Below are 24,829 nucleotides of genomic sequence, written 5' to 3'. Positions count from 1 at the left end.
AAAAAGTTTGAGCGTTTGAAAGTTTGAGCGTTTGAAAGTTTGAGTGTGACGCAATCAGGCCGGACCCATTCAAACTCTAAAACTTTCAAACCGTTACTACAAATTTACTTGCGGCAAGAATAATTCCGGTGTATTTTGGGATAATGAAAAAGCTGATCATCGCCGGACTGCTTACTGCCGCCGGTTTAACGGTACAAACCATGCGTGCGGAAGCGCAGCATAAGAGCGTTATCCTGAACCACGTTGCCATTTCAGTATACGACCTGCAGAAGGCCACGGCCTTTTACCGCGACATTGTAGGATTAGATACGATGCCCGAACCCTTTCATGACGGCAAGCACACCTGGTTTAAAGTAGGTGAGCATGCCCAGCTGCACCTGATAGCCGGCGCCAAAGAAATCACCCAACATGACATGGCCTCACACCTGTGCTTCAGTGTAGCTTCTGTAGACGAGTTTGTGAAGCTGCTGAACAAACATAAGATCCCCTTCATTAACTGGACAGGAGAAAAGCAGAAATTCAATGTACGCGTAGATGGCGTAAAACAGCTGTATATCCAGGACCCTGACAATTACTGGGTAGAGATCAATGACGACAAATACTAAGCCTATTTGGCGCCTTCCAGCTCTGCCCGTGTAGAGCGGTCCTGGTAGGGACGATATTGCGCGTTCTCTATTTTCAGCACTACGGGGTTGGGCCATTGGTTATTGGTGTAAAAGCGCTGTCCGTTTACGGCGCTGATCACCAGTCCCATGGGTGTGCTTTTCACATATACATGTGCGTCAAAATCCTTTTTGTATTCCACCAGCTCGCTGCCGAAGCCCAGTACTGATACTTTGGTCTGCTCGCTGCCCTGCAGGTTTCTGATCACGAGCTCCCTGCGTTCGCCGTATTTCCATTCAGCGCCGGCGGGAACAAAGGCATATATTGCCTTTCCATCTTTTGACCGGGTGAACCAGATCTTTCCTTCGCGGATGATCTTCCACGGGCGAATGCCCGCAACCGCTTCTTCATTGGCCAGGTTCCAGAGGGCCAGCTCACGCAACAGGGCATCCTGTTCTACCTGGATCTCCCCATCAGGCTTGGGGCCTACATTCAGCAGCAAATTGCCGCCTTTGGCCCTGGTTTCAATCAGCATATCGATGATGGCGGTGCCTGATTTCTGGGGATCGTTGGTGGGTTTATACTGCCAGTCTGTACCCATTGTAAAGCAGGCTTCCCAGGGGCCGGGCACCGGTTGATCCGGCAGTTCCTGTTCGGGCGTTCTCATTTGTCCGCGGGTAACCACAATATCCGGCTGTAGCTGCCAGGCATATTCTTTCAGGCCTTCAGCAGGGCCGTCAAAAAAGATCAGATCTATTTTACCGTATTGGGTGAGCAGCTCTTTTACCTGGGCTTTATCGTAAGCCATCAGTCCCGGGTTATTAGCAGGAAAATGCTGCGGTACCTGCATTCTGCCAATAGGGATCTTATGCTGGTAGAAATAATAAAAATCTTCCGGTGAAAAATACAATCCTATAGCAATGCCCTGTTTGCGGAAGGCCGCGATAATCTCTTTCAGCGCATCCCGTTTAAACGGCGTACGCATAATATTGAAGTCCGTGGTTTTGGTATCCCACATACAAAAGCCTGCGTGATGCTTGGTGGTGAACACCACATACTTCATACCCGCCAGTTTGGCCAGTACGGCCCATTCTTCCGGATCAAACTTCTTAGGGTTGAATGTTTGCGGCAGGGTTTGGGTAAACTTTTGCAGGTAGGCATCTGAAGCGCCGGCCATAGAATGGCTGATCACAGCGCCAACCTGTACATCCACGCTCCAGTGAATGAACATACCGAGCCCCATATCCATAAACCATTGCTCCCTTTCGGGTTTGTTGGCTGATTGCTGGGAGAAGAGGGAAGCGCTGCAGAGTAAGAGCGCACCTAGGCAAAACATATACCTGCGCATAAGCACCAAACTTGTTTATCCTTACAAGATACGGATCCTTGCCTATTGGGAGGTACTATTAAAAAAGTGAGGAGTGGTTCAGCTCTTCGTCGCTGAATATTTTTATAACGCCGTATAGTCCGTCGTAGCCTGGTACCGGTTTTACTTCGTGCTCACGCATGCGGCGAACAGCTTCGGCCAATACGGGGCTGATCTGCCGGTGTATATCGGTTACCGGAGCCAGTTTCAGCAAATTAAACTCGTTGCCGAAAGTGGAGATAGCCTGGAGAAAATCTTTCATTACCGCTTTTGTAGCGGGGCCGCATTTCCTTATTTCTGCCAGTATTTCGGGCAGGGGAATGATGTAATCATAGTCCGGCGCCTGTTGCGGGGGCTGCGGTGCTTTACGGTCTGCCAGTTTCTGTATGCGGTGCAGTACGCCTACCGTTATGGGGCCACCACATTCAGGACAGCGGCCATTGTGCGACAGTGTTGCTTCAGGAAGCAAACATACGTCACAGTTACGATGACCATCGTGGTGGTACTTACCTTCTTCGGGGAAGAACTCATAGGTACCAACAAATCCCCGTTTTGTTTTCATGGCGTTGAAAAGTGCGTCGTAACTGCGTTCCGTATTAAACAGCGTAGCCTCCCGGCCCAGCTTGGGGGCAGAATGCGCATCTGAATTGGAGATAAGGGTAAAGCGGTCTAAGGCGCTCCACTGCCAGTTCATAGCCGGGTCGGAGGAAAGGCCGGTCTCAATAGCGAAGATGTGCCCGGAGAGATCGCGGAAGCATTCGTCTACACTGTCGTAGCCGCCTTTGGAGCCGAGGGTGGAGAACCAGGGCGTCCATACGTGAGCGGGTACAAGGTGGGACCGGTCTGAAGATTCCAGGACTATCTCCAGCAGATCGCGGGAAGGCAGGCCGAGAATGGGGCGGCCGTCAGACGCCAGGTTGCCGATGGCAGCAAGGCGGGTATTGATGCGGGCTGCGGTATCAAAATCCGGCGCATATACCAGGTTATGGTTTTTCCGCACTTTGTCGCCGTGTTTATAGATGGAGCTGATCTCTGTAGAGAGCAGAAAGCGAACGTCAATGTCCTGAACTTTCATGCCCGGCAGCGCTGGATCAGCAGGCGGATTTTTGAGGCGGAAGAGGCCGCTGCCGTCGGGTTCCAGTTTTTCCTGCAGTTCCTTGAACCATAAGGGGTGGGTAAAATCGCCGGTGCCGACTACGTGGATGCCTTTGGCACGCGCCCACTGGTATAAAGACTCCAGGTTGAGGTCTTTACTGGTAGCGCGGGAGTAGTGGGAATGGACGTGCAGGTCGGCGATGTAGAACATGGGGGCGAAGGTAGGCACATATTGTATAAAACACAAAGCCGGCGATTTTCGCGTGGCGCTGTGTTTTAATTACATTATCAGTCAAGAAGATTGCCCAAGCGGGGAACTGAACTCTCCTCCAATAAAAACATAAACTCTCTTTTTTCCCTGCGTCTCTGAACTTCAGATAATTGCTGGTACCCTGTTTCATCATCAAAGATTTGCCCCATAAATCTCCGGCAATTTCAAGCGCAAAAATCTCCAAGCTGACAATATCCAAAATTGAAAATGAATACCTGCACGGGTAGGAGTGAGCATAAAATAGCCGAAAAATATAAGGGGCAGACCAGCCGCACTACAATCCGGATGATCAAGCGGATACTTGAAAATCGACTGTATTGAAAATTCCAAATTCCCAAATCCCAAATCCCAAATTCCAAGTCTAAAACTTGAGTGGTAGTCTGCTTATAGTTCGATTTCGGATTTTGGTATTTGGTATTTGGAATCTGGTATTTGGTATTTGGATTTTGTAACTTAACCTGATGAAAAGACCCTTTTCCCTGCTCCTTCTCTTATGCAGTGTGATCACTGCTTCCGCTCAATCCAAATCATCCGGCAGGAATACCTATTTTCCACCGCGTGGTGATTGGGAGCACCGTGCGCCAGCTTTATTAGGACTGAAAGCGGATAAATTGCAGGCTGCTATCCGGTTTGCGCAGGATCATGAAGCCAGGTATCCCCGCGACCTGGAACTTACGCAGGCTATCCAGTTTGGTAAAGAGCCCTTCAGCGCGGGCATCGGCCCCTTCTCAGAACGAGGCGAGCCCACCGGCGTGATCGTCTATCACGGATACATTGTAGCAGAATGGGGAACGCCACTGCGGGTGGACATCACCAACAGCGTTACCAAAAGCTTTCTTTCTTCCGTAGTAGGCCTGGCGGTAGACCGGGGCCTGATCCGCAGTGTATATGATACCGTTGCTCCATATATTCCTCCCATTGAAGTGTATGATCCCATCTCGCCCAAGGGCCATCCCCTGTTATACCCATTTGCCAGCGCACATAACCGTACCATCACCTGGGATGATATGCTGCGCCAGACCAGCGACTGGGAAGGCACGTTATGGGATAAACCGGATTGGGCGGACCGTCCGGAAGGCACTGATCCGGAAGTATGGCAGCACCGCAAAAGGAATACGCCCGGCACGGTGTATAAATACAATGATGTACGGGTAAATGCGCTGGCGCTGGCGGCCACCTGTGTATGGAGACAGCCTTTACCACAGGTGCTGAAAACAAATATTATGGATCCCATTGGCGCATCCAACACCTGGCGCTGGTATGGCTACCGCAATGCATGGATCGTACTGGACGGCGCACCGGTGCAATCGGTCAGCGGCGGCGGTCACTGGGGCGGCGGCATGTTCATTCATGCCTATGATATGGCGCGGTTTGGCCTGCTTACCCTGCACAGGGGCCAATGGGATGGCAAACAACTGCTTTCAGATCAGTGGGTAAAGCAAGCCCTGACACCGACCAAGGCGCAGCCCACCTATGGTTATATGAACTGGTTCCTGAATACCGACCATAAACTGCTGCCCAGTGCGCCGGCAACCAGTTTTGTGCATATTGGAAACGGCACCAATCTTATATATGTAGATCCGGAGCATGACCTGGTGGCGGTAGTAAGATGGATCGAAAACAAGCAGATGGACGAGATGATCAAAAAGATACTCGAAGCCGTACAATGATCATTCTTACCTGTGTATGTCCAGGTTGCTACGTGTATAACCGCCCTGCCGGTTCTTTTTTATCAGCTGATATTTTCCTTTATATAGCAACAGCGGCGGCGCGTTGTTTTCAGACTTTGAATAAACAATATCAACGGCAATAGCATCCGCGCCGGATTTGCTGTATTCATCCGCGTAATAGGCGCTGAACAGACAGGGACAATCTTTGAGCTGTGTTGCAGGAATATTGTAGACCTGCCTGGGCTCCGGATCCTGGAACAGAAAACCGGGCCTGCCGAGAGCGTCTTTTATGGCAGCGTTAATTACCGTATAGTCACCCCCGCCTGATAAGCCGGTGTTAAAAAATCTTTGCTTGTCTTTCATCCACAAAAGCCAGGCGAAATCCATCCGGATGGTATCATGCGTAAGGGTATCAATGATGGGTACTTTGATATTGGTGCTTTGCTGGTCAATTGTCAGGATGTCTTCCTGGTTTAGCAATGCGCGCAGCTGAGCCCCCATCCAGGATCCGCTTTCGTATAAATGGCCGTGGCCAACGTGGATGATGGCCTTTGCACCGGGATTGCTGTTCAACACCTTGTTGATATTGTCTGCCTGGCTCTTTTCCCTGACACTGGTCAGGTAGGTCATGGTCACCTCGCCCTTTTCATTCAGCATTATTGTCAAAGAGTCACGGGGCACGTAGCTGATAAATTTCATGGAGCCATTCCTGTCAAGCTTTACGCTATCATCCCAATAACTCTTTTTAGTAACCTGCAGAAAGTCATAAGCCGCCACTTTGTACCCGGTTTTCAGGGCATAGCGTATCAGCGATGCATAGGCTGGCTCGTTGACTAAAACACCATCCGTACTAACCGGGTATTGCCTGGTCATAATTGTATTGTTTTCACCAATGTCTTCGGCCATAAATATCCTGTAGCCTTGTTTATAAAGGGCCGATAAAAGCGATTTGGTGAACAACCGGTGTTCGGGATGAGCGTGGCCTTCATTGATCAGCAGGATACGATAATCGGATGCTTTTTCCAGGATCAGCTTCCTGGCATCCACCACTTCCTTCCCGGCCATTGAAAGACGTACAACAGGAGGCGGACCGGATAGGCTGTCTTCATACTGCCAGCTTTCGCGATAGTGTCCTGATATAGACAAGCCATTCAGGTTGGCATTAAGGTAGCCCCGCTCCTTTCCATTTTTAGCAACGATCGAATCAGGAAAATCATACCTGGGGTTACCCATTTGTTGCCGGGCAGCAACCTGCAGGACACAAAGCAGGAGTAAGATGGGGCCGGTGAGCTTCATAGATAGCGGTTTGTAGTAAAACGGTGACCGCCATTTTTTATTACATAAAAAGATATAGCCCTGCCTGAGCAGGGCTATATTCTCGCTTATGAAGGGAAGCCTTCGCACAGACTTCCGGACGTTATGCCTGAGCATCAGCTGGACAGCTGTTATCTCATTATCTTGGTCTTGGTTCTACGTAGGTAAATTTCTCATTGAAGTAAGTCCTGGGCGCTCCGGCCTGTAACATGATATAACTTACCTCGATTGAAACCACTTTACCATCTGCACCAAAGGTTACTTTATTTACACCGGTAGGGTCCAGCTGCCCTGCACGGGCGTTGGAGCTGGGCTGACCATAATAGTTGGTCACCTTTGTGATTGTTCCGTCATCGTCAATTAAGAAAACAGGGCTGAAGCTGCCATAATAGCTGCCGCTGCCACCACTTTTTATCGGGTGTCCATAGTTCCTGGCAACATAAGGATCGTACAGTCCTACCGCTTTACCGGAGTAGGTGATCAGCTGCATGGCGTCTTTCGGGTAGTCTCCTGTAATAGCAGAGGTGGTCACATCATTCAACGTACCTTCCATCTTATATACACCGTCGTACACGTTACGGGCAGTAAATGAGTAGATAGCCGTTCCGAAATTGCCGCTGATGATGCCGGAAGACACGGAGGCAATCTTTATCGGTAATGCATAACTCGTATCGAAATTGTATTCAGGACTCCTGACGATGGTAACTGTGATCTGTTTTACTTTCTCACCTTTTTTAATAACTACAGATGTTGGGAAGTGGTAAGCACTTGCAGGAGGCAGGGCATATTCTGTTTCATCATCTGCATTGTAGGCGTCCAGTGCTGCGGGATCTACAGAGAGGTTGATCGTGATGTCGTTAGGAGCCGCCTTTTCCGCTCCTGAGTAGCTCAGGTTCACCACAAATGTGGAGGAATCGCCTACCGGCAGGTTGCCAAGATCAGAGGCAAACCTGGGATGAACAGCGCCCGCGGAGGAAACGATGTTACCTGTATTGGCAAATTCTATCACGTTATTCGATTGGGCAGGGTCCACGGCGAGGTGGTCCTTCACACAGGAAGTAAGAGCCACAGCAGCCGCGACCACCATTGACGCTTTCTTTATGATATGTTTCATCAGCATTCTTTTTATCTGTTTAGTTATTGTATAGCCCAGAAGATCAATGAAGAGAACGGGCTGATACCTTTAGGCATATTGGTAGAGTTGTTGGAAGCTTCCGTACTGGGATACAGCACCCTTGTAGGCAGCCTGTCAGGCCTTGTACTCTGTGACTGGGCAGAAGCAAAGGTCAGAATAGCATTAGACGAGCTGTTAACAATCCTCGGGTAATGTGTTCTGCGGTATTCATTCCAGGCTTCATGACCGTGTATGAAATTAAGTGCAATGTATTTCTGTGTGATGATCGCTTCGATCTGCTGCTCTACGCCTGCGGCCTGTTCAAAATGCACCAGATAGCTGGTGCTGTTGCTTGCCAGGTAACTGGTATAATCTGCTGCCGGATCATAATCATCGTCATAAGTGCCATCTGGTTTCAGGTACAGATAATTGAATGATGCCTTTACTCCATCATCGAAGAGGGCTTTTGCATTACCGCCGCTGAGGATACCGCGTACCACTGCTTCCGCCTGCAGGAAATAGCTTTCAGCCGCCAGCAGGATCGGCTCGCCCCAGGTAGGCGCTTTAAATATGCCGATGCTTCCGCCTGCAGATCCAGAGCTTCTGCTGGAGCCGCTGTTGGCGCCGGAAAGCCAGGGGCTGCCTGCGGGAGAGCTGGGAACATTCGAGCTTTCAAAGCCCAGCTGGTTAACGGCAGTTTGAGGGAAGTCATAATAAATTACCTCGCCCCTGGGATCTGTTAATTTCTGCCCGTCATAAAATGCATGGACAAATTTGGTAGGTATCCAGGCCTTGTTACCAGCCTCCCCGGTATAAGTGAACACCCAGGAATTCCAGGCAGGATTCTGTTTACCGTTATCCCTTACATAACCGGGGTTCACGAGCGCGTCTTCTTCCAGGAAACCGGCGTCGTTAAAGGTGGTGTTGCTGAAAGTAACTTTACCACGGCCACGCACCATCAGTCTCAGCTTAACGGTATTGGCCAGTTGTTTCCACAGATGCATATCACCGTGGAACATGGGGTCGGTACTACCATCCAGGTCTTTTACGTTACTGGTGGTGCTTTCATGCTGACGGTCTTCTGTAGCCTCGATAATAGCAATGGCAGAATCCAGCTGTACTGCCAGGTCTGCATATACTTCTTCGGCTTTGTCGTACACTGGTGTAAGTTCCTCTACTCCTTTTAATGCTTCCTTATACGGAATATCATTATAAGTGTCTACCAGCATCTGAAAGATAAAAGCTTTCATGACCCTGGCAGCGCCATTGAAATAACCATAGTCCGGATTGGCGTCTGTGTTCAGCTTTACCCACTGGTAGTCGTTCAACACGTCGTAAGAAACGGTCCAGAGGTTGCTGAAGGTAGAGTTACTGAAACCGTAGGTCACAGAGGTACCAAAACCACCGAAACCGCCTGCGTTGGCAGAATAGCCTACCAGCTGTGATCCATAGTTATTATAAGTGCTGATTGCGCTGGCGGTATAAACGATGGCCTGCGGCAATACAACTTCAGGTGTGGCTGTAGTAGCCTGGTTCGGGTTCTGGTTGATATCGAGATACTTTTTACAGGAACTACCCAGAACAACCATTCCAGCGGCTATATAAAATATTAGTTTCTTCATTTGTACTGATTTTTAAGATGCGGTTAAAACGTCAAAGACACGGTAGCGCCATAAAAACGGGAAGGCGGTGTCTGTCCAAGGCCTGTAAGACCTATACCATTGTTATCATTACCTGCATCGCTGTATTCAGGATCTGTGTAGTAATTGGATTTAGACAGCCATACAAACAGGTTGCGGGCCTGCAGGCTGATAGTAGCGGCTTTGATGATGCGGGACCTGCTCAGCAGGGAAGCCGGCAGATCATAGGAAAGCGATATTTCCCTCAATTTCCAGAAGTCGCCGGAAGTGATGTAGTTGGATGCTACGCCCCTGTTCTCTTCATTGGTCCAGAAGCCGGAGTTACCGTTACCGTCTACAACGGTGATGTTGGTATTTTTGATATAAGAGCCCGGTTTGTTCGGATCTTCATATACTGAGTTCGGGAATACAAAGCGCTCGCGGTTAAATGAAGCGGTTCTGTAACCGGTACCAGACCAATCCAGCTCACCACCCATGTTGTTATATACCATATAACCACCGCGATATTCTACCAGCATGGTAAAGCGGAACTGCTTGTAGCGGATGTTCAGATCCAGGCTAAGGCGGTTCCTTGGTGTGGCGTTACCCAGTATTTTGATGGTATCATCAATAAAAGGTGTACCGGTTACGCGGTCTACTACCACATGTCCTTCGGGATCGCGGCGGTAATCCTTACCCATGATAACCGGGAATACCTGTCCGGCTACTGCGTATGAACCGGTGGCATTGCTGTAAGTAGCCAGGGATAAACGGGGCAGATCAGCGCTGATATTATTTACTTTATTATCGAGGTAAGTATAGTTACCGCCAACTGTTACATCCAGGTCAGCTGTTTTAACGGGCGTAAAGTGGGCAGTTACTTCCAGGCCTTTACTGGTGGTTTGACCGCTGTTCACACGATATACAGAGTAGCCGGTAGCGTTAGAAACGGTAGTATTCACCGTTTGGTTATCGGTTTTAGTGTTATACCAGGTCAATGCGGTAGTAATGCGATCGTCAAACAGGTTCAGGTCGAAGCCGAATTCATATCCTTTGGTGATCTCCGGTTTCAGGCTGGCAGATACGAGGGTGTTATTGATAGTGTAACCCGCTACGCCTGCATAGGGATAACCATTAGCCTGGCTGAAAGTTGACTGAAGATAGTAAGCGCCAAAGTCGTTGATGTTACCCAGGTTTACCTGGCCTACTTTAGCCCAGCCGCCTCTTAATTTCAGGTAAGAGATCGTTTTGCTTTCTTTTAAGGGGTTGATGGCATCGCTGGCGATGAAGGACAGGTCTACTGAAGGATAGAAGAAAGACCTGTTTTCAGGGGCCAGTATGGAAACCCAGTCGTTACGGCCGGTACCATGCAGGTAGAGGAAATTTTTATAGCCGATACGCACATCGCCATAGAAGCCCATCTGGCGGGCCTTATAATTAGCCTCTGTGGCAGTAGGATTGGAGGTACTGTTGCTAACGTTGTAGAGGTCTGGTATGGTAAGGCCGCTGGCGCCGATACCGATGAACTTGGATTCGTCCTGGCGCCATTGTCCGCCTGCTATAACGTTTAGGCTATAATCACCGAATTCTTTACGCACCTGCGCAAATGCATCGCTTAACAGCTCGGTGGTATAGGCCGTTGCATCTGAAACAGAAGCCTTGATGTCTGTTTTAGAATTGGAGACCTCCTCCGCATAAGTAGTATAGTCAAATGCGGCTACCCATGCCTTTGCAGACTGGTTGCGGGTAGAGATACCCTGACGTACGGTAAGGTCCAGCCAGGAGGTGGGTGAATATTTCAGTTCGGCGTTCCCGGTAAGGTAGTCTCTTCTTTCTTTAGACCTGTAGTTGTCCAGTGTAAAGTACGGGTTCTGATACCATGGGTTGTAAAAACCGTTCGGGTTGGCGAACTTATCGGTCTTCCAGTTCTTGTACTTGGTGATATCCACGTTCTGCGGCATGTTCAGCAGGTTGGCGTACATACTGGAGGTTTGCGTGGTAACATCATTCCTTTTCTGCGTATAACCGATGCTGTAAGTAGCCATCACTTTCTCACCGATCTTACGGGTACCGTTTGCGCGCAGCGTGGTACGGTTATATTTGTCTTTAGGAGTAGTACCTGTGATAGTAGCATACTGACCGGAAAGGTAGAAGGTAGATTTATCATCACCAGAGGTAACAGAAAAATCTGTCTGGTTGGTGATGCCTTTTTCCCAGAAGTTGTTATGCTCTTTATTACCACTATACCTGGCAGAGTCCTGGCTGCCATCTTCCAGTGGTTCGCCCAGGGGAACATAGGAACCGTCAAAAGCGGGGCCGTAAGACTGGTTCTCCAGGTTGGAGAACGCCGGTCTTCCGTTGGCGTCATAACCGTATGAGCTACCACCAGCGCCGAAGCCGTACTGCAGCTTGGGGAAGAAGGCCACGGATTCTACCGTAGTGGTGTTGGAAACCTTTACAGCAGTAGCGCCTTTCTTTCCTTTTTTGGTAGTAACGATAATAGCGCCGTTGGAGGCCTGGGAACCATAAAGCGCGGCTGCACCTGCGCCGTTCAGTACGGTGAGGTCTTCCACATCGTCCGGGTTCAGTGATCCCAGTACTTCATTGGGTACGATCACGTTATCCAGTACAACCAGGGCCTGGTTGTTACCGGTGAGTGAACGCTGGCCTCTTAAGATAAGGCGGTAATTGGGATCAACACCTCCGCTGGTGGCGTTGATCTGCAGACCGGCTACTTTACCCTGCAGGCCGCCGGCAATATTTACTGCCTTACCTGTAACCAGGGCGTCTGCTTTAATTACGGATGTGGCAGTACCTACTTCGCGGCGTTTTGCCTTGATACCACCTGCTGTTACGATCACTTCTTCCAGTATGGAAGTATTCACTTTCAGGGTGATCTTCAGCGGGCCGGTTGATTCTACTTTTACTTCCTGGGAATCAAATCCTACAGACCTGATCACAAGTGTGGCGCCAATAGGCACATCCAGTGAAAAGCGGCCGTCGGCGTCTGTAACGGTACCTTTATTTGTTCCTTTGATCTGCACTACCGTGCCAGGTATAGGAGAGCCGTCGGCGCTCAGCACCACACCTGTAACCGGGGGCGCAGCCGGTGTCATACGTTCTTCCGGTGTGCCATCATTTACACCACCGGATTTTCTTTTAATGATCACTACTTTGTCTACAATGCTGTAAGTGAGTGGTTGCTGCTGGAAGCAGAGGTTCAGCACTGATTCGATGTTCTGGCTTCTGACGTCAATGTTGACAGATTGTGTTTTTTCCAGATCCTCTTTGGAATACAGGAATGAGTATCCTGTTTGTTTCTGGATCTCCTTGAAGGCTTTTGCAAGCGGGATGTTCTTCAAAGAGAGGGTGACTGATTGCGTGTTGCCTGCGCTGGCGGGCAGGGATGCAGCGATAAGCGAGGCGAATAACAAGCATAGCGTAACAAGCCTGTTCTTACACCGTACGGTGAAAGTCATAGATTAGATTTTGGTTGATGAATAAAATTCTAAATACTTTGGTTCAGACCATCCGGGACAGATACGGAATGCGACCGGTATCTTGTACCGGGGTTAATTTTTGTTGTCCTCTCTACATTAATAGCTGGCTGTTTTAAGTTGAACAATAGTAACGATCTCTCTTTCCGTGTTTACGCACTGGATAACGGTTCATTTACGGTTTTTGAATAACAAGTTATTTTCTTACGGTTCTGTTACAGTTATTTTTCTACCATCGATCTTAAAGCGCAACCTGCCCGTGAGCTCAAGCATGGTCAGTAATCTGGAGACCTGCACGTTCCTGGGTATGGTGCCTATAAAATGATGGGGAATGCGGGCTTCATAGACTATCTGTGCGTCGTACCAACGGTTTACCTGCCGCATAATAGATGCTATGTCCTCATCATTGAAGGAGAACATACCATCTTTCCAGGCTATTACAGATGCGGTATCTACCTCATTCTTCACACTAAAACCACCGTCCCGCGATACCTGCAGTTGTTCTCCCGGTTTAAGCAGGCAGCTGTTATCGCCCTTGATGATCTTCACGGCTCCTTCGAGCAGTGTTGTATTGATGACTGGTTCATTGGTATAGGCATTGATATTAAACTTCGTGCCTAACACCACTATCTCCATTCCGTTCACCAGTACTTTAAAAGGACTGGCGGCATTTTTAGCTACTTCCAGGTATGCCTCACCTGTGATGGCCACCTTACGTTCTCCAGGCCCGAAAGCCAGCGGGTACGTAATGGATGACGCGGCGTTGAGCCATATCCGGCTGCCATCCGGCAGTATTAATTTAAATTGTCCGCCGCGGGGAGTGGTTAGTTTATTATAACCGGGTGTCCGCACGGCGGGTACATTATTATAAACCAGCTCGCCGCTGTCCAGGCGGAAGAAATTTCCGCTGGCCAGCTGCTGCCGGCTGTTATCGTCCATATCGTGTAATGCAAAGGAAAGGCCGTTAGCCAGGGTCAGTATGGCTTTATTGCTTCCGGGTGGTATATCGTTCCTGAACCTTTCGGCTATTGTCAGCTGCTGTGCCTGCGGCTTCCTGGTAAGCAAGGCCCAGATGCCAGCTGAAGCCACCAGGGTAACCACCGCTGCCGCTACCACCGGCCGGGTGAACAATCGTTTTACGATACCTTTTTTCCCTGCTGCAACGGGCTTTTCCTGCTGCATGATCCTGTTATACATATCATCCCAGTTAACCTCCGGGAGCTCATTACCGGGTGATAGATGTTCCAGATGACCTGTTGCCAACCCACGCAATGCCTGTCTCATTTCGGGCATGCGCACATATTCAAAAAACTCCTGTAACTCCTCTGCGGTACATGCTCCGTCAATATATTGCTGATATAAGTAGGCTAGGCGTTCGACAGTACCGCTCATCTTGGTGGTGATTTGGTCTTCATATATATAGACTGTCTGAAAAGATGATAGTACCGGAAAAAATTAAAAAAAATATTCCCCGGGTTAAAAAAACGGAACATCCAGGAGCAACTGGCAACAAGATTCCAGCAGAAAAGTAACAGTAAGCAGCTCGGAATGACCGGAAAGATACATTCTTACATATTTTAATATATCAGTCAGGTTATTTTTCACTGTCTGAACAGACATGTTCATTCGCTGTGCGATCTCCTGGTGGGTGAGTCCGTCGCGGCGGCTTAACCAGAAAATTGTCTGCTTCTTTTCGGGCAGCCGGGCCAGCGCCTTATAGATCAGTTGCTGGCTTTCCTGGGCCTGCAGCAATTCTTCGGTAGTGTTATTGATATTTGAAATACTGTCATAGACAGCCTGCATGGCCTTTTTATTCCTGGCAATGCTGGTAAGATGATCCAGGGCGCGGTTACGGGCCATGGTATAAATATACTTACGGGGATAGCTAACCTGCGAAAGGTGCGCCCTGTTCTCCCATAATTTTAAGAAGATGTCTTGTACAATTTCCTCTGCATCTGCTGTTGAGTGAGCAATCTGGTTGGCGAAAATAAAAAGCCGCTCTCTGTATAATTCGAACAGGCGGCGAAAAGCAGGCTCCTCCCCTTCCGATATACGGATAAATAACTCCATCTCGCTGTAGGTGTTTTCCTGCATTTCATCCGTGTACAAATGTCCCTCGCTGACCGGATGGACCCCCTCTTTTACTTTGTCCACTAGCATGTTGTCTTTTCAATGGCATATGTAATCCTGCCGGCGGCAGCTCATTCCCTTGTTGTATGATTCCCCTATGCCAGTTGCAATGAACCGGTCTGCTTCCCTGATAAGTTGTCGAAATAAAATTAAAAGAAAAATTATTTCTATTTATGAAAATCTGGGAAATACTACTTTTTTCTATAAGTAGCTGAGTGAAAGAACCTTATTATAAAACAAAAGTTGTATTGCCACCGGTAATAAAAAGAAAAAGTCCATGGGAATACGCCATGGACTTTTTCTTATATGGATAATGACCCGCCTGTACTAGTTCAGCATTCGTTGGTGTTTATCTCCCGTAAAAGCTTCTTTCATCTTTTGCAATTGCGGTATAATATATTCGGCGGCGCGCTGATAATCCTGCTGAAGATCGCCGGAAAGCCTGGACGGCGGCAATGACTGGTAGTAAGCGATCTGCTGTTGACAGTCCTTCATGATTTTCTCTGAAATGGCGCCGGCCTTTTCGGGGTTACCAGCAAGGTAATAGGCATATGCTACCTGCATAGCGTTGATGTTATGGAAATTGCCTGCAGAAGTCATGCCGTAGGGAAGGTTATCTTCCTTTATGTTCCTGTCCATCGTATCCAGTACATGCAGCGCGCGTGTCTTATCTCCTTTCGCAGCCAGATCGATAGCCAGGCGGGCGTAGTTATTGCGCAATTGCTGCAGCATATTACGATTGGTTTCATCGAAATAAACGCCCTTTACATCAGCACTGCAGAATGCAAATTTGTGCATGAGGTTATCGAACATCTTTTCGGTATTAACCGGTACGTCGTTGGTTACGGGCACATTATCCGGTGTATCCGTTGCCAGGGGCACCAGGCGATAGGTAAGGCCTTCGCTGCGCAGGTAATTGTCCAGGCCTATACCGCGTGCAATACTGGGGTTGGCGAAGTACACCGGGCGTTCCCAGTTATTGGCAGCCAGGATATCCAGCATGGCCAGGTCATTTTTAAACAAGGCATTCTTGCTTAACCGGAAAGCCAGCTGGGGCAGCACACGGGTGCTGTCTGCAGCGTTCACGGTACCGTTGGCCATTACCTGCGACTTATCTACCGGCAGGAATAATCGCTGTGAAGGCAGGAAGTTAATGTACTCTCCTGTATTGGTCATTAGCTTTGCCCGCTGATCTTCACTACCGACAAACTGCATTACTTCTTTGAGGTTGTAGAATTTATCCTGCGGGAAGATGCCAGCGTCATGGTACATTACATAGTCGTGCTTATCGCCTTTGTATTGTTCAGCCGTCCAGCTCATGGGAATGGGGGCGCTTTTATTCAACTGCCGCCTTAGCTGATTGATGTACCAGTCTGCAGTGAGCAGGCTCATATGAATAATACGTACATCAGTACGGATACCTTCCACTTCCTGGGCATACCACAACGGATAGGTCTCATTATCGCCTATCGTGAAAAGTATGGCATTGGGTGCACAGGATTCCAGGTAATCACGGGCAATATCCCTGGCCAGTACTTTATCAGAACGGTCATGGTCATCCCATTCCTGGAAAGCCATCAGCGCCGGTACGGCCAGCAGGCATACCAGGATGGCGGCGGGAGCGGAAAATGCCCAGCGTGTCCGCCGTTGCAGGTATTGATGCATGGCCAGCACACCCAAACCTATCCAGATGGCAAATCCGTAGAAAGATCCCACATAGGCATAATCCCGTTCCCGTGGCTGTGCGCCCGGCTGGTTAATATATAATACAATAGCCAGGCCTGTAAAGAAGAATAACAGGCCCACTACCAGGGCATCCCTCCGTCTTTGTTTAAAATGAAAAAGCAGGCCTGCAACACCGAGTATCAGGGGCAGGAAGAACAAGGTGTTATGCGCTTTGCTCTCTTTGAGGCTATCTGGTAATTTGCTTTGATCGCCATAGAGCAGGTTATCTACCAGCGATACGCCTGAGATCCAGTTACTGTCGCGCACATTACCGAAGCCCTGTATATCATTCTGTTTACCTACAAAATTCCACATGAAATAGCGCAGGTACATAAAGTTTACCTGGTAGCTCAGGAAGAAATTGATGTTGTCTTTAAATGTAGGTTGCTCTCCTTCTGCCAGCCCCAGCCACTGACGGTAAGCGTCTACATGGCCCGTTTCATTGTTGTTATCCCAGATGCGGGGAAACAACATCATATCTTTCGCGTCGTATACCGCCTTGTAACGTTTACCGGCTTCCTCATACTGTGCAACGCCTTTGGTATATACCTTACCAGTTTCTTTATACTCCACTGGTTTTGCTGTGAACACCTGGCCGTATACCAACGGAAAATCCCCGTATTGTTCACGGCTCAGATAACGTTGCAGTGTAGCCGCATTGTCTACATTATACATGTCAATACCCGGGTTGGCGTTTGAACGGATGATAGTGGTGATATAAGTAGCGTACCCGATAAAGAGGAAGGTGGTACACAGCAAAGCCAGCTTGGCAAAGTAACGGCGCTTACGGCAGGCCCAGCGAATGCCGGAAGCCAGCAAACCAGCTACTAATATTACAAAGAACAGGGAGCCCGAGTTGAACGGCAGTCCCAGGCTGTTCACAAACCATATGTCCATTTTCCCGGCAATCATAGCAGGATACTGGATGAATGCTACCTGGACGATACCTGTAAGGATGCAGGCCAGCGTTAGAGCTGTTAATGCACCTTTGAGCGTTGGTTTATAACGGCGGTAATAATACACCATTACTATGGCTGGTATAGTAAGGAGGTTCAGCAGGTGAATACCGATAGACAGGCCAATGATATAGGCAATGAATATCAGCCAGCGGTCTGCATAGGGCTGGTCTGCCTCTCCCTCCCATTTCAGGATGGCCCAGAATGCTATTGCGGTAAAGAGGGATGACATGGCATACACTTCACCTTCTACAGCGGAGAACCAGAAGGAGTCGGAAAAAGTGTAAGCTAATGCACCTACTACACCCGCTCCCATGATGAGCATCCGCTGTTCACGGGACATGACGGTGCCTGCTTTTACCAGCAGCTTGCGCGCAAAGTAGGTAATAGTCCAGAAAAGAAAGAGGATGGTAAAGCCACTGGCCAGCGCACTCATCACATTAATGCCCAGGGCTGCTTTATCCGGCGGCAGGCACATCGTGAACAGGCGGCCCAGGAGTATGAACAGGGGCGCCCCTGGCGGATGAGGTATCTGTAATCTATACGAGGCGGCCGTAAATTCGCCGCAATCCCATAAACTACCAGTAGCTTCCATGGTAGAAAGGTAAACGGTACACGCTATCAAACACACGATCCAACCGGTAATGTTGTTGATCCTGTTGAAGTTCATGTTAAATGGTTTTCAATTGAGTAAAGGGCTGGTGAGCTTTCTTAATATAGGAAATGTATCCTTAAAAGTATGTTAAAGTCATTGGGGGTATTGCCACAGCTGGATTTCCGCGGACCAGGTATTTAGAAATGATTTACAAACATCAGCATCGCAGCCATGAAAGCCGATCATGAGGTTGGGTTTAATATTATACATGCAAACCTTACTTATTGACTCCAAGTTACGCTATATGCCATGCCATCATCGCTTTCTCCTTCCTTCCAATATCCGGTAAAAAGAGCGGCTCCTGATCTCTTCCAGCGTAAGCCCGGTGGCCAGCGCGGCTTCCTCCGAAATAGCGCCGCAGTTCATCGCTTTCAGGAAAAAGTTCAACAGTCCCTGACCGGTGGCTGCATCGTCAAATATATCCCTGGTAAGCGTAGAGATGGCGGCACGTTCTACAAATGTTTTGAGGCGGAATACTGCATCTTCATAGCTGCTCAGAAAGAAGTTATAAGTAGCGGCATAACGCATGGGCAACTGGGCGGGGTTAAGGTCCCATCCCTGGTAGAAACCATTAATAAGTGAATGCATGGTATGCTGATAACCGGTACGCCAGGCTTTATGTACGGCGGCGCGGTTCTCTGCCTGTTGCTCAAACGTAAGATGATCGCCCCGGTGCGGACCTATGGGCATTACATTGGTAGCGCCATCTGAGAGAAAAATACCGGTTCCCGCCAGCGCCACCTTGGTCATGTGATGTGCGAAATCACAAACCGGGTGGGCCATGGTCTGGTATCTGGCAGTGATACCACAGGACGCCGTATAGTCATACGTACCAAAATGCGCGGCGATACAGCGTCCTTCTCCCGCCTTAATGATCCGCATCAAGGGGTTACGGCCTTCATCGTCCATAATGATCTGCGTAGCTTCTACCATGGTTTCCAATTGCAGTGCGCCCCGGGACAAGCCATGCGCCTGCTCTATCAGCTCAAACAATCTTACCAGGGTAGTAACCTGTTCGGGGATCGTTACTTTTGGCAGCATCACTACGAAGTTAGCCGGCAGCACACCGTTGGTAGCCTGTAGTAATGTGGTCAGGAAAAGGTCAAGCGTGCGTACACCGCGGTGTTTCAGATCTTCCGTAAAAGGCTTGATGCGGATACCTATAAAAGGCGATACTGTTTGCTGCTGCATGCCTTTTGCCAGCTCTTGTGCGGCGGCAATGGCGGTCGCGTCCTCCTCATCGTCCGGCCGGTTGCCAAAACCATCTTCAAAATCGATCCTGAAATCTTCAACAGGCTCCGTCTGCAGTTTCCGGATCATTTTATTGTACACAGTATAGGCCAGCCAGCCAGGCTCCCGCCTGCGCTCCGCTTCCGGCAGGCTGTCCAGCTTATGGGTGAGGGCGGCGATGTCATTTTGCAGGACCGGCAACTGCTGATGGCCGGGCAATTCAAGCACCCTGGCCAGTACCGTAAAATCCGGGGAGTACGTTTGCAGGCTTTTCAGTGCGATCTCTCCCATCTTTATACAGGTGTCCGCCTTAAACAGGTTGGCCCCACCATACACCGTATGTACGGGTTGCCGGTCTGTTCTGTCGCCCGGATATGTTTGCTGAAACTTACGGTTGGCGAGGCCCAGCGAATTGAGCAGCCGTGCCTGTTCATTTTCCTTGATTGATAGTTGCATCATGTTCAGGGTTTATCAGGAACCGCGGTAAGTGGAGTACCCGAAAGGACTTAACAGCAAAGGCACATGGTAATGCTCACCTTTGTCTATATAAAACACCACTTCAACAAATGGATAAAAGGTATCGGTTTCCATTTGCTCATAATATTCCTCTGTGGCGAACTTCAATTTGTAGACACCGGCAGACAATACAACATCGTCACCGATCATATCTCTCAGGCGACCGTTATTGTCTGTGGCTCCGCCGCCAATGGCTTCCCATTCGCTATTCTGTTGCCGGTATAAAAAAACGGTCAGGTCTGCCGCCGGCTTCCCCTGACTGACGTCTAAAACATGGGTGGTTATTTGTCTCATGATATTAATAGTTTTTCCAGTCTGATTTTGGTGATCTTTTCCTGCTCCGCCATTGCCACACGAATCTCGTCTGCGGGTGTATGGGGCAAGCGTTCTTTAAGCAGGTGTAACATTTCGGCGGCTGATTTGCCACTGGCACAAACAATGAATATATAACCGAATTTTTCGAGGTACTGACGGTTACCTGCTGCCAGCTCCTCCAGTATATTTTCTGATGCCTGCTGCACCGCAGCCTGCTCACCCGCGGCCCATTGCGCAGTGGAAGCGAATTTCTTTTTTAACGATGCCAGGTCTCCTATCTGCGGATGATGCGAAAATGCTTCTCTCCAGTCATCTTCCGAACAGGCCTTCCATATGCTGCCGGCAGCTTCCAGCAGGCTGACCGCATCTTTTACAGGGAAACGTTCGCTCATGCGCTCTACCCAGGCGGCAGCGCCGCAACACCGGCGAAGCTCCTCTTTCAGTTGCGGCAACGGAAGGCTATTTAATGCAGCAAGGGTCATTATACTACTGTTGGAAAGCGGTTTACATTCTTGTAATAGATATATACTGCCGGCTCCTTACCCATGGCGGTAAACCATTGCTGACAGTAGGGCGCCATCCAGATAGCATCTCCCTTCCTGACAGGATACCACTCGTGATCCAGCATATACACCCCCTGGCCCTGCAGGTATAAGAGCCCGTGCTCCATAATATGTGTTTCCACAAAGGGCAGGTGACCGCCCGGGTCGTAAGTGAAGATATTTACCGCCATATCAAACGACAGATGCTCTGGCAACAGCACCTGTAAACGCAGGGCAGGATCGCCCAGAAATGCGGCGCCTGCAACCATAGTGGCATCGCCAAAAATTACCGGCGGCACTTCATAGTCTTCCAGTTGCTCATACACTTTGTGGAAAGTAAGCAGTTGGGTACCTGCTGTTGCATAACCCAGCTGGTAGGATCTGTTAACTGGAACATACAGAAAATGCCCGGTGCTCAGCACTTTTTCTTCTCCATCTACCGAAGCAGTACATTCGCCGGATATCACGTAGAAAAATATCTGCGAAGCCTGTGTACGCCCTGTTAAACGGCCATCTTCCTGCAAGGTGATCAGCATCTGGCAAAGGTGCGCGCCCATTTGTTCGTTGATGATCACATTCACTGTACAATTTGTCCAGCCAGGCACTGAGCTGTTCACATATCCGTCCGGACTGATCACTGCATGGCTGCTTTTCACAACAGACCGGGTCAATGCTGATATTTCCATATTAAGATTGGTTATGCTGATAAATCATTTGTTGTAAAAAATTATCCGCTACCTGCAGGGCAGCGGCGATATCTTTCAGTTCCACATTTTCAAGCGGGTTATGGCTGATGCCTTTATAACAGCGCACAAACAGCATACACACCGGTGCTACGGCGGCTATGGCCACCGCATCGTGGCCAGCCCCGCTCACCAACTCCAGCGGCTCATAACCGGCCTCTTTTACAGCGCCGGATAGTAATGCGCTCAGTGAGAGGTCGCACGTAACCGGGCTGGTTTCCTGCACAACCGTCCAGTCAAAGTTTATATTACGGCGGCCGCATATAGCTGCAGTTGTTCTTTGCAGTGTATCATATACTTCAGATAATATACCTCCATCAGCACTACGCAGGTCCAGCGTACAGGTAATGGCGCCGGGTATAACGTTGCTTGCAGCATTGGCTATCTCCAGCTTACCTACCGTGGCAACGATCTGCGATTTGTACTGCAGGGCGATGCTTTCCACTGCCAGGATAAACTCTGCCGCACAACACAGGGCATCATTGCGCATATCCATCGGCACGGTACCTGCGTGGCCGGCTATACCTTCAAATGTGATGGCTGCTTTTTTCTGTCCGGCTATTGCTTTTACAATGCCCACCGGTATATCCCGGTCATATAACACCGGGCCTTGTTCTATATGCATCTCAAAATATCCGAGCCAGGCGGCTGCGTCAATGGCGTCTGTGTGCAGCAGTCCGGTGCTGCTGCCATTAGCGTGTATCACATTGCGCAGCGGGATACCGTCAGCATCCTTTTTTTCCAGCAAAACCGGTTCAAAAGAACCAGCCAGCACTTTACTTCCAAGGTAGGTGGTATGAAAGCGGCAGCCTTCTTCATCACTGAAGGCCACCAGTTGTATATTGAATGGCAGCGGTGTATGATTATGTGCCAGCTGTTCCAGCAGGTCCAGGCCCATCATCACGCCCAGAGGACCATCAAATTTACCGGCATTTATTACTGTATCCATATGCGAGGCAATCACGAGCGTTCTGGCGCCCGGCGATGGACTGCTCAGCAGGCCCCTGACATTCCCGATGTTGTCTATCCAGGCGTGGAGGCCTGCGTCCTGCATCCAGGACTGTATGATCAGTGCCGCTTCCCTCCAGGCGCCGGAGCCAAAAGTACGGGTAAGCCCCTGCTCTGTTTCGCTGACAGAAGCCAGCTCCTCTATGCGGCTCATGATCTTTTCTGCTCTTGCTGAATATCCTTTCATGCATTTTGTCTTAATATACTGTTCCCGGTATGTTCAATCGGGAATGTTCCATTGTCAAATACTTTCCGGCCCGCCAACCAGGTAGTTCTTACTACTCCGGATAAAGTTTCCTGCAGGTAGGGCGAGATCTTGTGCCTGTGGTGCAGCATATCTTCAGTAACAGTAAAAATAGCTTCCGGGTCCCACGCTACGAGATCCGCGTCATATCCCGGAGCGATCTTCCCTTTATGCTGCTGCAAACCAGGCAAGGCCGGAGGCGCCTCGCACAACCAACGAGCTATAGTTTTAAGCGGTATACCTTTTTTCCTGGCCGCTGTCCATAAAACCGGTAAGGCCAGCTGCAGGGAAGCAATACCACCCCAGGCACTGTTCAGGTCTCCGCTTTGCAATTGTTTCAGCGCCGGAGGGGCGGGTGAATGATCGGTGGCTACAAAGTCGATGATGCCCAGCTGCAGGGCATCCCACAACTGGTTGTTGTTGACCTTTTCACGTATGGGAGGCGCACATTTGAACGGTGTTTGTCCATCCGGTATGTTCTCTGCATTAAAGTACAGATAGTGCTGCGCAGTTTCTGCCGTGAGAGGCAGCCCCTTTGCCTTTGCTGCCTGTATCTGCGGGATAGCGGCCGCAGCAGACACATGCACAATATGTACCCGGCAGCCGTACTTTTCACACAGGCGGATCATAAGGTCTATTGCTGCGGTTTCCCATTGCGGCGGGCGGGAATCCAGGTAGCGGCGGTAGGATGGATCAGGGCCTGCTGCAGACAAAGCCTGTTCTCCCGTCAGTTCACAGTGTACCAATAAAGGCAGGTCATGTCGGGCAATGATGGGCATTACCTTTTCCAGCTGGGCTGCACTTACATTGGGAAAATCATCAATACCTGAATGCGTGAGAAATGCTTTAAAACCAAGCACTCCCTTATCAATTAACGGGCTTATTTCATTTTCGTTACCTGGCACCACTCCACCCCAATAGCCGCAGTTCGCATGCAGTTGCTGGGTGGCTGCCTGCAATTTGGCATCCAGGGCAGCTACACTGGTAGTGACCGGCGATGCATTGAGAGGCATATCTACCAGTGTGGTAATACCTCCGGCAACGGCAGCCCGGGTAGCTGTTTCAAAACCTTCCCAGTCTGTTCTGCCAGGTTCGTTGATATGTACATGGGGATCTGTGATACCGGGCATCAGCACCAAATCCTGTATATCTACCGTCATTACTTCCGTACCCGCAGGCAGAACATCCGCTACAGCAGCTATCTGGCCGTCTTTTATCAGAACAACCGCTTTCCTTATCCCATCGGGCGTCACAATATTATTTCCGCTGATAGCCAGGTCAAACATAGCGGGGTACCGGTTTTATTAAAAATAGAATTAATTCTTTAAATTAGGTTAGGCTAAAGTTAAGTAAAACAAAGGCTATGAAGATCAAACTTGGCGAGAACATGTATGGTAAAAATGCGGTGCACCTTTCAAAGATCATACGGCATACAGACCATCATGAATTCCGGCAGATATCTGTTAACATATCGCTTGAGGGCGACTTTGAGACGGCCTACACGCAGGGGGACAATACCAAAATCCTCCCCACCGATACACAGAAAAACACCGTGTATGCACTGGCGAAGGATCATTTTACCGGATCTATCGAAGATTTCGGGATCTACCTGGCTAATTATCTCCTAAACAATAATCCCCAGGTATCGCAGGCGCAGGTGGAAATTACCGAACATTTATGGAGCCGGATGGCTTTTGAGGCCCATCCTCACCCGCATGCCTATGCCAGCAGCGGATCAGAAAAGCGAACCACGCTGGTCAAACAAAACAGGACAGCCACTTCGGTGCGTTCCGGTTTTAAGGACCTGCTGATATTGAAGACCACCGACTCAGGGTTTGAAAACTACATCAAAGACAAATACACCACACTAAAAGAGACCAACGACCGGATACTGGCCACCCAATGCGAAGCCAGCTGGCTATACACTGCTGAAAAGCTGGATTTCAATGCTGTTTATAACGGTATCCGCAATACGCTGCTGCATACTTTTGCGTTTCATAAAAGCCTGTCTGTTCAGCAAACCCTTTTTGATATGGGCAAAGCTGTGCTGGAGAATATTGTGATGGTAAAAGAGATCAGCCTGATCATGCCTAATAAGCATCATATCCCCTTTAACCTGGAACAATTTGGCATGCAGAATAACAATGACATTTTCATCGCTACTGATGCACCTTACGGATATATTACGGGTACCATAAGCAGGGACTGAACGATTA

General features: G+C 49.3%; 18 protein-coding genes. 3 read left to right on the top strand and 15 right to left on the bottom strand.

The features are described from left to right. The first annotated feature begins 143 nt into the window (after positions 1 to 143). A complete protein-coding gene (locus Q0577_RS25995; RefSeq protein ID WP_298741584.1) occupies positions 144 to 605 on the top strand; it encodes a VOC family protein in 462 nt (153 codons plus the stop codon). Positions 606 to 607: 2 nt separating this feature from the next. Here Q0577_RS25995 and Q0577_RS25990 read toward each other — a convergent pair whose 3' ends face one another. Continuing rightward, positions 608 to 1,939, bottom strand: coding sequence for an alpha-L-fucosidase (locus Q0577_RS25990; protein WP_298741582.1), 1,332 nt, complete (start codon positions 1,937 to 1,939; stop codon positions 608 to 610). Between the two features lie 70 nt (positions 1,940 to 2,009). Next, positions 2,010 to 3,311 carry an endonuclease Q family protein gene (locus Q0577_RS25985; protein WP_298741580.1) on the bottom strand — a complete coding sequence of 434 codons (1,302 nt, stop codon included), beginning with the start codon at positions 3,309 to 3,311 and terminating at the stop codon, positions 2,010 to 2,012. Between the two features lie 485 nt (positions 3,312 to 3,796). Here Q0577_RS25985 and Q0577_RS25980 point away from each other — a divergent pair, with 485 nt between their 5' ends. Beyond that, positions 3,797 to 5,005 carry a serine hydrolase gene (locus Q0577_RS25980; RefSeq protein ID WP_298741579.1) on the top strand — a complete coding sequence of 403 codons (1,209 nt, stop codon included), beginning with the start codon at positions 3,797 to 3,799 and terminating at the stop codon, positions 5,003 to 5,005. A gap of 6 nt (positions 5,006 to 5,011) precedes the next feature. Here Q0577_RS25980 and Q0577_RS25975 read toward each other — a convergent pair whose 3' ends face one another. The 13 genes from Q0577_RS25975 to allB all read right to left on the bottom strand — a co-directional run bounded on the left by Q0577_RS25975 (position 5,012) and on the right by allB (position 23,899). After that, a complete protein-coding gene (locus Q0577_RS25975) occupies positions 5,012 to 6,301 on the bottom strand; it encodes a hypothetical protein (protein WP_298741577.1) in 1,290 nt (429 codons plus the stop codon). Positions 6,302 to 6,458: 157 nt separating this feature from the next. Continuing rightward, the gene (locus Q0577_RS25970) at positions 6,459 to 7,433 is read right to left on the bottom strand and encodes a DUF1735 domain-containing protein (protein ID WP_298741575.1); all 975 of its coding nucleotides are present in this window, start codon (positions 7,431 to 7,433) and stop codon (positions 6,459 to 6,461) included. 23 nt (positions 7,434 to 7,456) lie between these two features. Then, positions 7,457 to 9,055: a SusD/RagB family nutrient-binding outer membrane lipoprotein gene (locus tag Q0577_RS25965; protein ID WP_298741573.1), complete on the bottom strand. Its 1,599-nt coding sequence runs from the start codon at positions 9,053 to 9,055 to the stop codon at positions 7,457 to 7,459. Between the two features lie 23 nt (positions 9,056 to 9,078). Beyond that, on the bottom strand, positions 9,079 to 12,531 hold the full coding sequence (locus tag Q0577_RS25960; RefSeq protein ID WP_298741572.1) for a SusC/RagA family TonB-linked outer membrane protein: 3,453 nt from the start codon (positions 12,529 to 12,531) through the stop codon (positions 9,079 to 9,081). 222 nt (positions 12,532 to 12,753) lie between these two features. Next, positions 12,754 to 13,941, bottom strand: coding sequence for a FecR family protein (locus tag Q0577_RS25955; RefSeq protein WP_298741571.1), 1,188 nt, complete (start codon positions 13,939 to 13,941; stop codon positions 12,754 to 12,756). 84 nt (positions 13,942 to 14,025) lie between these two features. Continuing rightward, positions 14,026 to 14,709, bottom strand: coding sequence for an RNA polymerase sigma factor (locus Q0577_RS25950; protein ID WP_298741569.1), 684 nt, complete (start codon positions 14,707 to 14,709; stop codon positions 14,026 to 14,028). A 297-nt stretch (positions 14,710 to 15,006) separates the two neighbouring features. Further along, entirely contained in the window at positions 15,007 to 18,030 is a 3,024-nt protein-coding gene (locus Q0577_RS25945; RefSeq protein ID WP_298741567.1) for a DUF2723 domain-containing protein, read from the bottom strand. Positions 18,031 to 18,270: 240 nt separating this feature from the next. Next, on the bottom strand, positions 18,271 to 19,704 hold the full coding sequence (locus Q0577_RS25940) for an aldolase/citrate lyase family protein (protein ID WP_298741565.1): 1,434 nt from the start codon (positions 19,702 to 19,704) through the stop codon (positions 18,271 to 18,273). A 12-nt stretch (positions 19,705 to 19,716) separates the two neighbouring features. Further along, on the bottom strand, positions 19,717 to 20,055 hold the full coding sequence (gene uraH, locus Q0577_RS25935; protein ID WP_298741563.1) for a hydroxyisourate hydrolase: 339 nt from the start codon (positions 20,053 to 20,055) through the stop codon (positions 19,717 to 19,719). Continuing rightward, complete coding sequence (gene uraD / locus Q0577_RS25930; RefSeq protein WP_298741561.1) at positions 20,052 to 20,558, bottom strand: 2-oxo-4-hydroxy-4-carboxy-5-ureidoimidazoline decarboxylase; 507 nt, start codon at positions 20,556 to 20,558, stop codon at positions 20,052 to 20,054. Before uraD ends, uraH begins: the two co-directional genes overlap by 4 nt. After that, on the bottom strand, positions 20,558 to 21,304 hold the full coding sequence (gene allE / locus Q0577_RS25925) for a (S)-ureidoglycine aminohydrolase (protein ID WP_298741559.1): 747 nt from the start codon (positions 21,302 to 21,304) through the stop codon (positions 20,558 to 20,560). Before allE ends, uraD begins: the two co-directional genes overlap by 1 nt. A 1-nt stretch (position 21,305) precedes the next feature. Further along, entirely contained in the window at positions 21,306 to 22,556 is a 1,251-nt protein-coding gene (locus Q0577_RS25920) for an allantoate amidohydrolase (RefSeq protein ID WP_298741557.1), read from the bottom strand. Beyond that, positions 22,553 to 23,899, bottom strand: coding sequence for an allantoinase AllB (gene allB, locus Q0577_RS25915; RefSeq protein WP_298741555.1), 1,347 nt, complete (start codon positions 23,897 to 23,899; stop codon positions 22,553 to 22,555). The genes Q0577_RS25920 and allB overlap by 4 nt, the downstream gene beginning before the upstream one ends. A gap of 77 nt (positions 23,900 to 23,976) precedes the next feature. On the opposite strand from allB, the gene pucL reads away from it, so the two are divergent. Further along, positions 23,977 to 24,822, top strand: a complete 846-nt coding sequence (gene pucL, locus Q0577_RS25910) for a factor-independent urate hydroxylase (RefSeq protein WP_298741553.1) — start codon at positions 23,977 to 23,979, stop codon at positions 24,820 to 24,822. The last annotated feature ends 7 nt before the right edge of the window (positions 24,823 to 24,829 follow it).

The organism is uncultured Chitinophaga sp. (assembly GCF_937898475.1).
Classification (GTDB): Bacteria; Bacteroidota; Bacteroidia; order Chitinophagales; family Chitinophagaceae; genus Chitinophaga.
Note: the sequence above shows the minus strand (reverse complement) of the source record. Positions and strands in the feature narration are given on the sequence as shown.